This window comes from Cryobacterium sp. TMT1-19, assembly GCF_004403055.1.
GTDB lineage: Bacteria > Actinomycetota > Actinomycetes > Actinomycetales > Microbacteriaceae > Cryobacterium > Cryobacterium sandaracinum.
Window position 1 is genome coordinate 82,740 of sequence record NZ_SOHB01000028.1, and the last position, 13,022, is coordinate 95,761.

Consider the following 13,022-nt stretch of genomic DNA (forward strand, 5'->3'; position numbering starts at 1 on the left):
CCGTCTACTTCTTCTTCGGGGGCTCGTCACCGGACAGGGCGGCGATGAACGCCTCCTGGGGAACCTCGACCCGGCCGACCATCTTCATGCGCTTCTTGCCCTCCTTCTGCTTCTCCAGCAGCTTGCGCTTGCGGGAGATGTCACCGCCGTAGCACTTGGCGAGAACATCCTTGCGGATGGCACTGATTGACTCGCGGGCGATGATGCGGGCGCCGATCGCGGCCTGGATGGGCACGTCGAACTGCTGGCGCGGGATGAGCTTGCGCAGCCTTCCCGTCATCAGCACGCCGTAGTCGTAGGCCTTGTCGCGGTGCACAATCGCGCTGAACGCGTCGACCTGTTCGCCCTGCAGCAGGATGTCGACCTTGACCAGGTCGGCCTCCTGAGAGCCGATGGGTTCGTAGTCGAGCGAGCCGTAGCCGGCGGTGCGGCTCTTGAGATTGTCGAAGAAGTCGAACACGATCTCACCGAGCGGCATCGTGTAGCGGATCTCGACCCGGTCCTCGCCGAGGTAGTCCATGCCGAGCAGGGTGCCGCGGCGGCTCTGGCAGAGTTCCATGATCACGCCGACGTAGTCCTTGGGTGCGAGGATGGCCGCCTTCACGATCGGCTCCTCGACCTTGGCGATCTTCCCGTTCGGGAACTCGCTCGGGTTGGTGACCGTGACGGACTTCTTGTCGTCGGTGGTGACCTCGTAGATCACGCTGGGCGCCGTGGTGATCAGGTCGAGGCCGAACTCCCGGTCGAGCCGCTCGGTGATGATTTCCAGGTGCAGCAGCCCGAGGAAACCACAGCGGAAACCGAAACCGAGGGCGACGGATGTCTCGGGCTCGTACACGAGGGACGCGTCGGAGAGCTTGAGCTTGTCGAGGGCCTCGCGGAGGGCCGGGTAGTCGCTGCCGTCGATCGGGTAGAGGCCCGAGAAGACCATGGGCTTCGGCTCGGTGTAGCCCGGCAGGGCGACGGTGGCGGGGCGGAGCGCGGTGGTCACCGTGTCGCCGACCTTCGACTGGCGCACATCCTTCACGCCCGTGATCAGGTAGCCGACCTCGCCGACGCCGAGGCCCTTGCTGGTGGTGGGCTCAGGCGAGGTGACGCCGATCTCGAGGATCTCGTGCGTGGCACGGGTCGACATCATCTGGATCTTCTCGCGCGGGCCCAGCTTGCCGTCGATCATGCGCACATAGGTGACGACGCCACGGTAGCTGTCGTAGACCGAGTCGAAGATCATCGCGCGGGCCGGGGCGGCCGGGTCGCCGACCGGGGCCGGGATGAGGCGGGTGGCGCGGTCGAGGAGTTCGGCGACGCCGACGCCGGTCTTGCCGGAGACCCGGAGCACGTCGTCGGGACTGCCACCGATCAGGCTGGCGAGCTCCTTCGCGTACTTGTCGGGGTCGGCAGCCGGCAGGTCGATCTTGTTCAGCACCGGGATGATGGTGAGGTCGTTCTCCAGCGCCAGGTAGAGGTTGGCGAGGGTCTGCGCCTCGATCCCCTGGGCGGCGTCGACGAGGAGGATTGCTCCCTCGCACGCGGCCAGGCTGCGAGACACCTCGTAGGTGAAGTCCACGTGGCCGGGGGTGTCGATCATGTTCAGGGCGTAGGTCTGCCCGTCGAGTTCCCACGGCATACGCACGGCCTGGCTTTTGATGGTGATGCCGCGCTCGCGCTCGATGTCCATCCGGTCAAGATATTGGGCGCGCATCGAACGGTCGTCGACGACGCCGGTGATCTGCAGCATCCGGTCGGCCAACGTGGACTTGCCGTGGTCGATGTGGGCGATGATGCAGAAATTGCGGATGAACTCGGGCAGGGTGGCGGCCGGTTCAAGCGCCGTGAGGGGTCTCGGTGACATGGTCTGGCAATTCTCCCATAGGTGGCTGGGTCCCGGTTTCGCCGTTGCCGCGCATCGTTCCAGGCTTGCGCGCGGGAACGGCCGCGCCCGGCGGCTCGCAGCGAACCACTGCCGTGAACCACTGCCGTGAACCACTGCCGTGAACCAATTCGACGGAGATTCTCCCGAAAGCGAGCTTTTTCGACCAGTTGGGGAGCGTTTCGGCCAAAATCTCCGTCGAATTCGTTCGGGCTCGGGGGCGGGGCGCGTAGTGGATGCCCGACCCGCAGAGGCGCTGCTGGAGAGGCGGCGGTGTGCCGTGGCTCTTCGGCGGGTAGTGTGGCCAACTCAGGAGATCCGACCGGGCGAGGCCGGACATCCGCACCGGTTCCGCACTGGTCCGCGGTGGCCCGGCCACCCGTGCGACGGATGTCCTGAGTTGGCCACAGACGCAGCGCCCGGCCGAGCGCTCACCCACGGAAGAGCCAGAAGTGATTGCCGCGAACCGGGTGCTGTCACTGCTGATCTGGTGCGGCTACTCCCTGGTGTCTATCATCGGTATCGCCGTCACCCTCTAGTGCGGCTGCTCACCAGGAGGAATGAATGACACCCGCCGTCCCGGTTCTTTTCGTGCACGGGATCCGCACGTCGGGCACCATGTGGCGACGACAGCTGTCCATACTGGGCGAGGCCGGGCATCCGGCACTCGCGATCGATCTGCCGGGGCACGGCGCCCGCATGGACGAAACGTTCACCGTGGCGGGCGCCCTGGCCGCCATCGACGAGGGCGTCGCTGCTCTGGGCGGCCGGGTGCTGCTGGTCGGCCTCTCCCTCGGCGGCTACTACGCCATCGAGTACGCCGCGCGCCACCCGCAGAAGGTGGCCGGGCTGGTCGCCGCGGGAAGCTGCGCGCTTCCGGCCGGCTGGCTGCTGGACGCCTACCGGGGCCTGGCCCGGCTGATCCGCCGACTGCCAGACCAGGGACTGTGGCTCCACACCACACTCGTGCGCGTGCTCCTTCCATCGGGAGGGGCCGCCGACACGCTCGCCGGCGGTGTGCCGCTGACGGTGATGGATGCCGGGCTCGGCGCCACCGGCAGCCTCCGCCCGCTGGACAGCCTGGCTCGCTATCCCGGCCCGGTGTGGCTGGTCAACGGTTCTCTGGATCAGTTCCGGCTGCATGAGCGCCGCTTCCTCGCCGCCTGCCAGGACGGGCGCCTCGTGATCGTCTCCCGGGCGTCGCACCTCGTCAGCCTGGCCCAACCGGAACGCTTCGCCGCGGTGCTGAGCGGCATCCTCACGGAGGTTGCGATCGACCGGCCCGGGCCGATTGTCGACCTGAACGAATAACTGGTATCGTTGCCTGTTGGCTTGCGTGTTGGGTCCCACCCCACACGATTATTGTCGTACGGCGCCCTCTACCGCCAAGCGGCCCATCCGAAAAAGAATCTAACGAAAGCGTATAAACGTGGCAAACATCAAGTCGCAGATCAAGCGTATCGGCACCAACAAAAAGGCCCAGGAGCGCAACAAGTCGGTCAAGAGCGAGTTCAAGCGCGCTGTCCGCGCGACGCGCCTGGCGATCGCCTCGGGCGACAAGGACAAGGCTGTTGCCAGCCTCGCCGTTGCTTCGAAAAAGCTCGACAAGGCCGTCAGCAAGGGCGTCATCCACCAGAACCAGGCCGCGAACAAGAAGTCCGCGATCGCCAAGTCGGTCAACGCCCTCGTCTAGTCTGCGCCTGACCGGGATCAGGATCGTTCACCGGCCTTGACCGGCGTACACAACAGCCCCTGCCATCTCGGTGGGGGCTTTCGTGTGTCCGGGCAGAGGCTCGAACCGTCGGGGACCGGTCACCTGAAATTCATCACGGCCGGGCCCGGTCAGGCGCCGCAACATCGCCCTAACGGCGGTCCTGGCAGCCGTCGTCTATCTGCCGCTCGCCAAGCTGATCGTGTCGTGCGCGCCGAGTCCGCCCAGGCCCACACCTCTCAGTTCGGGCATCAGCTGGCGCGCACCACGGTGAGCGACCCCTCCCTGGCGCGGAGCTCACCGTCGAGGGTAAGGAGGCGCGCGAAAGCCGGGTCTGGTCAGCTCTCACCGCGGCGGGCGATCACACCGATGAGCCGCTCGAGAGCGAAGACGGGGTCGCGCTCGGCACCCTTCACTGCGGCATCCGTTTCGGCCAGCGCCACGACGCAGCGGGCGAGACCCTCGTCGGACCAGCTGCGCAGGTCGCGTTGGGCCCGCTCGACCTGCCAGGGGGCGAGGCCGAACTGGGAGGCAAGCTGGGCCGAGCCGCCGCGCACCCCGCAGAGCTTCGCCATGGTGCGGATCTTCATGGCGAACGCGGCCACCACCGGGACCGGGTCGGCGCCGGAGGACAGGGCGTGGCGCAGGATGACGAGCGCCTCCCCCTGATGCCCGGCGATGGCGGCATCGGCTACCTTGAACGCGTTGGCCTCGACCCTACCGCCGTAGTAGCGGTCCACGGTCGTCTCGGTCACTTCGGTGCCGACATCGGCGATGAGCTGCTGGCAGGCCGCGGAGAGTTCGGCCAGATCGCCGGAGAACGCTGCGACCAGGGACCGCAGCGCGCTGGAAGTGACCCGCTTGCCGGCCGTCTTGAATTCCGCCGAGGCGAAGTCGTGCCGGTCGGAGTCTTTCTTCAGCTCGGTGCAGACGACCTCGATGGCGCCGCCGACGCCCGAACGGATGGTGTCGAGCAGCTTCTTGCCGCGCACGCCGCCGCCGTGCCGGAGCACGACGTAGGTGTCCTCGGCCGGGTTCTGCAGGTAGTCCAGGGCCTCCGCGAGGAACGTGTCGCTGCACTTCTCGACGGAGCTGACGCGGATCAGCCGCGGTTCGCCGAAGAGGGACGGGCTGGCCATGGTGAGCAGTTCGCCGGGCGCATAGCTGTCGGCCTGCACGTCGCTGATCTCCAGGCTGGGGTCTTCGAGTTTGAGGAAGTCCCGCAGCTGGCGGATCGCGCGTTCGGCCAGGAACACTTCGGTTCCGGAGACCAGGATGATCGGCGCCGGCCGCACCTGGTGCCAGGCCAGCTGCGGGATGGCGGCCGACTTCGGCACAGCGCGGGGCGCGGTCCTGCCGGATGAAGCTGTGCGTGCGGCCACTCGGGGTTCCTTCGATTGAGGCTGTGCGGAATCCATTAAGACTATCCGGGGTCGGTGTCCGCCACGGTCTCGCTCCAGACCGTCAGCGCACCACCACCTGGCCCCGGAGCGATCACCAGCAGTCCCTGCTGGTCGGTGCGGAGGGCCAGTGTGCCCGCGGCCGCAAGAATGTCCAGGACCGTGTCGGTGGGATGGCCGTAGCCGTTCTCCCTGCCTACCGAGATCAGCCCCACCGTTGCCCGGAGATCGGCATAGAGCTCCGGGCTTTGATCTCCCGACCCGTGGTGGGCGACCTTGACGACATCCACCTCGCCCGGGCTGGAGCTGCGCCGGAGCGCGTCCTGGGATTCCTCGCCGAGATCCCCGAGGAACAGGGAACGGATGCCGCGACCGTCGAATCCGATCGTCACGCTCCCCTCGTTTCCGGTCTGCATCACCGCTGAGCCCCGCACCGGCCAGAGGATCTCCCAGCGCAGCTCCCCGAGGGTGCCCGTGTCGCCGCGGGCGGCGCCCCGCAGTTCGGCACCGCCCGCGGCGAGGGCATCGTGCAGTCGCTCATCGTCGGCGTTCTCCGGGATGCCGACCAGCGCCGTGTCGACGCGGCCGATCACGGCGGCGACCCCGCCGATGTGGTCCAGGTCGTAGTGGGTCAGCACGAGGATGTCGATTCGGTCGATCCCCAGCGTGTCGAGGCAGTCGGCGAGCAGGGCCGGGTCGGGCCCCACGTCGACGAGCGCGTACCGGTCGCGGTCGCGCACGACGACCGCATCACCCTGCCCGATGTCGCAGGCCGCGATCTGCCAGTCCGCGGGGAAGGCCACGGCCCGGCCGACGCCTGCCCCGATCAGGCTGCCCGCGTAGCTTCCGGCGGCGAGAACCAGCACCGCGATCGCCGCGATCGGCCAGCGCGCCCGAACCTGCCCCCGGCCCCGCATCACCAGCGCCACCGCGGCCACCGTCAGTAGAACGGTCACGAGAACACCGAGCGGGCCGCCCAGCCAGGGTAGGCGGCTGCCGGGCAGCTCTGCGGATGTTCGGGCGATCGCCGCGATCCAGGCGGCCGGCAGCCAGGCCAGGTAGAGCACTCCCCCGGCGACACCGGGCAGCCAGGGCAAGAGCAGGCACGCGATCAGACCGATGACGGTGGCGGCCGGGGCTGCCGGACCGGCCAGCAGATTCGCGGGCACCCCGTAGAGCGGGAGGGTGGGAGTGAGCAGCACGAGCACCGGCTGACAGGCCAGCTGCGCGGCCAGCGGGATGGCGATCACGGCGGCGAGCCAGGTGGGCAGCCACCGATGCAGCATTCGGGTCAGCGGCCCGGCCAGCACGAGTAGGCCGGCCGTGGCCAGAACCGACAGGGCGAACCCGTAACTGCGGGCCAGCCATGGGTCGGCCGCCAGCAATAGGATCACGACGAGTGCGAGCAACGGCACACCTCGGCCCGGCCGACCGGAGGCAATCCCGAGCAGCAGGATCGTCGCCATCAGAGCGGCACGCAGCACACTGGGTTCGGGCGTCACGAGCACCACGAACCCGAGCAGGGTGAGGAGCGAGATCGCGATCCGGATGCCGCGGCGCAGTCCCAGAAACCCGGTCAGCAGCATGACGCCCGCGATCACCACGGCGCAGTTCGCTCCAGACACGGCCGTGAGGTGGCTGAGCGAACTCGTCTTCATGGCCGCGTCGAGGTCTGCCTCGACCGAGCTCGTGTCACCAATGGCCAGGCCGGGCAGCAGGTCACCGCCGTCGCCGGGCAGATCGCCCGCGGCGGCCGTGAACAGGGTGCGCAGTTCCCCGGCCCAGCCGAGCCACCAGGGCGGTGTCACGAGGAGCTCGGGCGGACCACGCCCAAACACCAGGGCGGATGCCGCGTCCCCGGCCGCCGTGAGCCGGAGGGTGGCGTCCAGCCGCACGCCACTGCCGATCTGAAGCGCGGTCGCCTGTCCGCTCGCAGTCTCCGCAAACACGACCACCGGAACCGACAGACCCCGCCCAGCACCCTTTCGGGCGACCTCGCCCTGCTCGATCCCGGTCAGGGTGCCGCGGAAGCGCACCCGGGCGGACGCTCCGGAGTCAGAGCCAGCCGGGCCGAAGAGTGCGGGAGCACCGAACGACTGGGTCTGCACCGGGATCGACGCCACCGTGAGGAGCACGGTCACTGACTCCTGCCGGGCGGCGCTCTCCCGCACGGTTTCCGGCAGCCGCCCGGGCGCAGCGACCGTGACCGCGGATGCCATCAGCGCGGCCGCAGCGCAACAGACCAGGCCGACACCCCAGGCCGGCGCCCCCCGGGCGCGGACCAGCCGACGCGCCACAACCAGACCCACGCCCAGGGCGGTGGCCCACAACGCGGCCTGAGCGCCGGGTGCCCACCCGGGGAAGGCGATGAGCAACCAGGCCGCCAGCCAGGCGGTCGCCGCGGGGAAAACCAGGCGCAGGTCGAGCCCGGTCATGCCGTGATCCGGGCGGCGAGCTACGATGTCGCGCGTAAAATCCATACCGGGAGGCTAGGTGCGCCCGCGGCTCCCCCCGGTGGCTACCGGAATCTGTGCCCGGTTGACGCGGGACCGGGGGTGTGGAGGCGTGCCCGGTGACCTCGCCACCGGTCCGCGGCGACGGAGCGGCTCGTCAAAAACGACACGCTTCAGCCCGCGAGCAGGCCGCCGACAGCGCCCATTGCCGCCAGTCGGTCAGTTCCTAGCCGTCATGGGTCGGAGAAGACCGTGCACGCCATCGAGTGCAGGCCAGGTGCGGTCACCGGCTCGATCCGAGCACCCTCCGTCAAGCACCGGATACGCTCGCCGCATCGATGCGTCAGGACTTCAGGCACCCTCCGTTCACGGCCACTCTCACACGGTGATCAGGGCTCTGAGCCCCTCGAACGTCTTCTCACCGATACCGGTGACATTGCGCAGGTCCTCGACGGCCGCGAACGGCCCGTTGGCGTCGCGGAAATCCAGAATGCGCTGGGCCATGGCCGGGCCGATGCGCGGCAGGGTGTCGAGGTGGGCCAGGCTGGCCGTATTGAGGTTGACCAGGACCGCCGGGCCGCCGCCACCTGGGTCGGATGCGCCGCCGAGGGATGCACCGCTGCCCGGCGGCGGTCCCGCGGGGACTTCGCCGAGCTGGGGCAGGTAGAGCTGCTCGCCGTCGCTGAGCTTGCGAGCGAGATTGGTGCCGGCCGGATCGGCGGTCTCGGTCAGCCCGCCGGCGGCGGCCACGGCATCCATCACCCGGGCGCCGGTGGAGAGTTCGAAGAGTCCGGGACGCCGCACGGCGCCGAGCACATGAACGAAGATGAGGGCACCGGATGCCGAGGCTGCCCCCGAGGAACTCGGGGCCGGGCCGCTGTCGGCTCCACCGGAACCCGAACCCGCGGTCGGCTGCGCCGGGGACACCACCTGGTGCCCGGCCTGCTGACCGAGCGCGGACACGATTACCGCGGTGGCCAACGCCAATATCAACAGCACGACGGCTGCGCCCACTCCGATGCGCACGCGCGCCGGGGCGCGCCCCTGCGCGCTCGGGGCCAGGCGGTCGAGTGCCTTGATTACCGGGTCAGGCTCCATCCCGGCAGGCTAGGCCGACGGGTGCCGGTCCCCCAGCGGACGGCCGCACCCTGTGGGCGGCGCCGCGAGGTGCCGCCCTGGGGAGGCGAGGCAGGCGGTGCTACTGGCCGCGGGTGACGATGCTGACGAGTTTCGGCGCGCGCACGATCACGTTCTTGATCTCGCGGTCACCGATCCGGCGGATGACCTCGGCCGAGGTACGTGCGAGGCGTTCCAGCTCGTCGCCGGCGATCTTCGGGGACACCTCGATGCGGTCGCGCACCTTGCCGTCGACCTGTACGACGGCCGTGACCGACTCCTCCACGAGCAGGGTTCGGTCGGCCTTGCGCCACTGCACGAGGGCGACACACGGCTCATGGCCGAGGAGCTGCCACATGTCCTCGGCCGCGTACGGAGCAAACAGGTTGAGCACCATGGCGGTGACCTCCGCGGCCTCGCGTACCGCGGCATCCGCGGGGCCGACGCCGGTGTCGATCACCTTGCGGGTGGCGTTGACGAGTTCCATCAGTCGGGCGACGACCACGTTGAACTTGAACGATTCGACCAGGCCGGGCGCATCGGCCAGGAAGCGGTGGGTGACCCGGCGGAGACCGGCGTCGCCGGACCTCCAATCGATGTCGGGCGTACTCGTGACGTCGCGGGCGACGCGCCAGGCGCGGGCCAGAAACTTGGCGGAGCCGACCGGCGAGACATCCGCCCAGTCGATATCGTCTTCCGGCGGTCCGGCGAAAGCCATGGTGAGCCGTACCGCGTCGACACCGAACTGGTCGACCTCCTCGGTGAAGTAGACCAGGTTGCCCTTGCTCTTGGACATCTTGGCCCCGTCAAGGATGACCATGCCCTGGTTCAGCAGAGCCGTGAACGGCTCGGTGAAGCTGACATAGCCGAGGTCGAAAAGCACCTTGGTCATGAAGCGCGCGTAGAGCAGGTGCAGGATGGCGTGCTCGACGCCACCGACATACTGGTCGACGGGCGCCCACTTCTCGGCTTCCTTCGGGTCGAACGCCTTCGTGTCGTCGGTGGGGTTCAGGAAGCGCAGGAAGTACCAGGAGCTGTCGACGAAGGTGTCCATGGTGTCCGCGTCGCGGCGTGCGGGGGTGCCGTCGATCGGGTTGGGCACGTTGACCCAGTCGGCCGCGCCGCCCAGCGGCGACGTGCCCTTGGGCTTGAGGTCGAGGCCGTCGGTGGGCGGCAGCAACACGGGAAGCTGGTCTTCCGGCACGGGGATCTCGGCGCCGTCCTGGCCGTGGATGATCGGAATCGGCGTGCCCCAATAGCGCTGACGGGAGATGAGCCAGTCACGCAGACGGTAGTTCTTGGCGGCGCGGCCGGTACCGTCGACGGCCAACTGCTCGATCATGCGCTTGATCGCGGTGTTCTTGCTAAGGCCGTTGAGCGCGCCCGAGTTGATCAGGCGGCCTTCCCCGGTCATAGCGATGCCAGTGCGAGCCGGGTCGAGGGAGGTGAGCTCCTCGGTGCCGTCGATCATGTCCTGCGTGATCACGGGGATCATGCCGGTGACCGCGGCGGTCGTGTCGACGACCACGACCACGGGCAGGTCGAAACGGCGGGCGAAGTCGAGGTCGCGCTGGTCGTGGGCCGGCACCGCCATCACGGCACCGTGGCCGTAGTCGGCGAGCACGTAGTCCGCGGCCCAGATCGGCAGGCGTTCGCCGTTGGCCGGGTTGACCGCGTAGCGCTCGAGGAACACGCCGGTCTTCTCCCGGTCGGTGGCCTGACGCTCGATCTCGGTGCTGTTCTGAACCTGTACCAGGTATTCCTGGAACCGTTCCTTGACGGTGGGCGAGGCATCCGCGACCAGCTCGACGGCGAGGTCCGCGTCGGGGGCGACGACCATGAAGGTCGCGCCGTAGAGGGTGTCGGGGCGGGTCGTGAAGACGCTGATGCGCTCCTCGCGGCCTTCGATCACGAAGTCCACGTCGGCGCCGATGGAGCGGCCGATCCAGTTGCGCTGCATGTTCAGCACCTTCGCCGGCCAGGTGCCCTCGAGCTGGTTCAGGTCGTCGAGCAGGCGGTCCGCATAGTCGGTGATCTTGAAGTACCACTGGGTAAGCTTTTTCTTGACCACCACGGCGCCGCTGCGCTCCGAGGTGCCGTCGGCGAGCACCTGCTCGTTGGCGAGGACGGTTTGGTCTACCGGGTCCCAGTTCACCCAGCTGTCCTTGCGGTAGGCGAGGCCCTTCTTGTACAGCTGCAGGAACAGCCACTGGTTCCACTTGTAGTATTCGGGGTCGCTGGTGTGCAGCTCGCGGGACCAGTCGAAGGATGCCGCGTAGAGCTTCATGCTCTTCTTCTGCTGCGCAATGTTGTCGTAGGTCCAGCCGCGCGGGTCGATGCCGCGCTTGATCGCGGCGTTCTCCGCGGGCAGCCCGAAGGAGTCCCAGCCGATGGGGTGTAGCACGTTGAAGCCCTGCTGACGCCAGTACCGGGCGACGATGTCGCCGAGCGCGTAGACCTCGGCGTGGCCCATGTGCAGGTCGCCGGAGGGATACGGGAACATGTCGAGCACGTACTTGCGCGGACGAACGTCGTCGGGATCGTTCGTGCGGAAGGGGTCGAGCTCTTCCCAGATCGGCTGCCACTTCGCCTGGATGGCGGCGAAATCGTAAACTTTTTCTTCGCTGTCCTGGCCGGTGCGGGTGTGGTCGTACTCGTGTGCCACGTGACTCTCTTCGTTGCAGTGGGGATTGCGCCAGCAGGCACAGGGCCGCGCGGAGGCGGCGTCCAAGCTCTTAGGTTACTAAACCTGGCCCTGGCCCGTGGCGGCGCCGGATCGAGGAACGCCGAGGACGGCCAGGAGCGCCGCCGCTTTCAGCCGGGTTTCCTCGATCTCCTCCAGCGGATCGGACAGCGCCGTGATGCCGCCGCCCGTGCCGATGGAGGCCCCGTCCGGGCTGAGCACGATGCTGCGGATGACCATGGCCAGGTCGACCGCGCCGTTTCGTCCCAGATAGCCGAAGGCCCCGGCGTAGAGCCCGCGCGGTCCGCACTCGAGGGCGTCGAGGATGGTCATTGCACTGATCTTGGGTGCCCCGGTCATGGACCCGGCGGGGAAGCAGGACGCAACGGCATCCACCCCGGTCAGCCCCGCGGCCAGGCGCGCCTCGACCGTGCTGACCAGCTGGTGCACGTGCGCGTAACTCTCCACGGCGAGCAAGTTCGTGACCTGCACGCTGCCGAGCTCGGCGATCCGGCCGAGGTCGTTGCGCATCAGGTCGACGATCATCAGGTTCTCGGCGCGCTCTTTGTCGCTGCCCTCGAGCTCGTCGCGGAGCTCGCGGTCCCGGTCGGCCATCCGGGAGCGTGCCCGGGTGCCCTTGATCGGCTTCGTGGTGATCAGGCCGCCCGGGGTCACGGTCAGGAACTGTTCCGGGGAGGCGCTGAGCAGGGCAGTGTCCCCGAAACGCAGCAGCCCGCCGTGGTGGCTGGGGCTGCCGGCGCGCAACGCCAGGTAGGCGTCGACCGGATGCGGCCGCACGTCGACCAGGATCTCGTTGGTGAGGCAGAGCTGGTAGGCGTCACCGGCCCGGATGAACGCCTGGCATTCCTCGATCAGCTCGGCGTAGCGGTGCACGTCGTGCCGCCACCGGGCTGCGCCGGCAGCGGCAACGGGGCCGGCAGCGGGGCCGACAGGCCACGTGACCGGCCGGGTCGCGGATACTGCGGGCGGCGGCTCCGACGCGGCGAGAGCCTTGAGCACGGCATCGGCCCACACCTGCGGGGCATCCGTCGCGTCGCCGGAAGCGCGGCGAGCGAGCGCCCTGACCGTGCGTGCCGCGTGATCGAACACCAGCACTTGGTGCACCTCGAGCAGGGCGGCATCCGGGTAGTGGGAGTCGTGCACGGGCGTGCCGAGGGTCTGGGCGCCGAGTTCGTATCCGAGCCAGCCCACCCAGCCCAGCCGAAAGCCGCCGGTATCGTCGGTGCCGGTATCGTCGGTGGCATCGTCGTGGAAGCCGGGCGGCTCCGCGCGCAGGAACTCGAAGATCGTCCCGGGTGAGAGGTGGCCCGGCACGGACGGATCGCCGGCGACCGAGACCGTCACGGTCCCCTCCGGCACCGAGGCGGTGACGAACCGGGACCCGCGCGACGCAGACCCAAGATAGCTGAGGCCGGTTTCGGCGCCGTTGCCCGCATCCAACCAGAACGCGTACGGGCTGTTGCGGTAGAGGGTGTCGAAGACGCGAACCGGATCCCACCACTCGGGCAGGAGGATGCTCTGAGTCGGCCCGGTCACACCCCCAGCCTAGGTGCCCTGATTCTCCCCGGAGTGCATCGATCTGCTACCCCGGCCGCACGCTTGCCGAACTCGGTGCCGTGTCTCGAACGAATTCGACGGAGATTCTCCGGAAAAACGGCTTTCCCAGTGTGTCTGCGCCCGATCCGTGCAAAATCTCCGTCGAATTCGTTCGGACCCACTCATCTGGGTGCCGGGACCGCACCAACGACCCCACCGGGGACGCAGTGGG

Annotated in this window: 8 protein-coding genes; 2 read left to right on the forward strand and 6 right to left on the reverse strand. The window is 68.7% G+C overall.

Annotation, left to right across the window (positions count from 1 at the left end; all coding sequences use genetic code 11):
* Window positions 1–4: 4 nt before the first annotated feature.
* Window positions 5–1,852, reverse strand: coding sequence for a translation elongation factor 4 (lepA, locus tag E3T40_RS07435; protein ID WP_134543039.1), 1,848 nt, complete (start codon window positions 1,850–1,852; stop codon window positions 5–7).
* Between the two features lie 582 nt (window positions 1,853–2,434).
* On the opposite strand from lepA, the gene E3T40_RS07440 reads away from it, so the two are divergent.
* Window positions 2,435–3,181, forward strand: a complete 747-nt coding sequence (locus E3T40_RS07440; protein WP_134543040.1) for an alpha/beta fold hydrolase — start codon at window positions 2,435–2,437, stop codon at window positions 3,179–3,181.
* A 118-nt stretch (window positions 3,182–3,299) separates the two neighbouring features.
* A complete protein-coding gene (gene rpsT / locus E3T40_RS07445; protein WP_104100003.1) occupies window positions 3,300–3,563 on the forward strand; it encodes a 30S ribosomal protein S20 in 264 nt (87 codons plus the stop codon).
* A 356-nt stretch (window positions 3,564–3,919) separates the two neighbouring features.
* Here the strand turns inward: rpsT and holA are convergent, their stop codons facing one another.
* From holA to E3T40_RS07470, 5 genes are all read right to left on the reverse strand, one after another.
* A complete protein-coding gene (gene holA / locus E3T40_RS07450; protein ID WP_241981703.1) occupies window positions 3,920–4,963 on the reverse strand; it encodes a DNA polymerase III subunit delta in 1,044 nt (347 codons plus the stop codon).
* 41 nt (window positions 4,964–5,004) lie between these two features.
* On the reverse strand, window positions 5,005–7,461 hold the full coding sequence (locus E3T40_RS07455) for a ComEC/Rec2 family competence protein (RefSeq protein ID WP_134543042.1): 2,457 nt from the start codon (window positions 7,459–7,461) through the stop codon (window positions 5,005–5,007).
* 351 nt (window positions 7,462–7,812) lie between these two features.
* Entirely contained in the window at window positions 7,813–8,532 is a 720-nt protein-coding gene (locus tag E3T40_RS07460; protein WP_104194773.1) for a helix-hairpin-helix domain-containing protein, read from the reverse strand.
* Between the two features lie 100 nt (window positions 8,533–8,632).
* Window positions 8,633–11,215 (reverse strand): leucine--tRNA ligase, encoded by a 2,583-nt coding sequence (leuS, locus tag E3T40_RS07465; RefSeq protein ID WP_104194774.1) that lies wholly within the window; start codon window positions 11,213–11,215, stop codon window positions 8,633–8,635.
* A gap of 78 nt (window positions 11,216–11,293) precedes the next feature.
* Entirely contained in the window at window positions 11,294–12,790 is a 1,497-nt protein-coding gene (locus E3T40_RS07470; RefSeq protein WP_134543043.1) for an anthranilate synthase component I family protein, read from the reverse strand.
* Between the last annotated feature and the right edge of the window lie 232 nt (window positions 12,791–13,022).

Coding starts and splice junctions, on each gene's coding strand:
- E3T40_RS07440 (WP_134543040.1), top strand. CDS start 2,435: ATGACACCCGCCGTCCCGGTTCTTTTCGTGCACGGGATCCGCACGTCG.
- E3T40_RS07460 (WP_104194773.1), bottom strand. CDS start 8,532: ATGGAGCCTGACCCGGTAATCAAGGCACTCGACCGCCTGGCCCCGAGC.
- E3T40_RS07455 (WP_134543042.1), bottom strand. CDS start 7,461: ATGGATTTTACGCGCGACATCGTAGCTCGCCGCCCGGATCACGGCATG.
- lepA (WP_134543039.1), bottom strand. CDS start 1,852: ATGTCACCGAGACCCCTCACGGCGCTTGAACCGGCCGCCACCCTGCCC.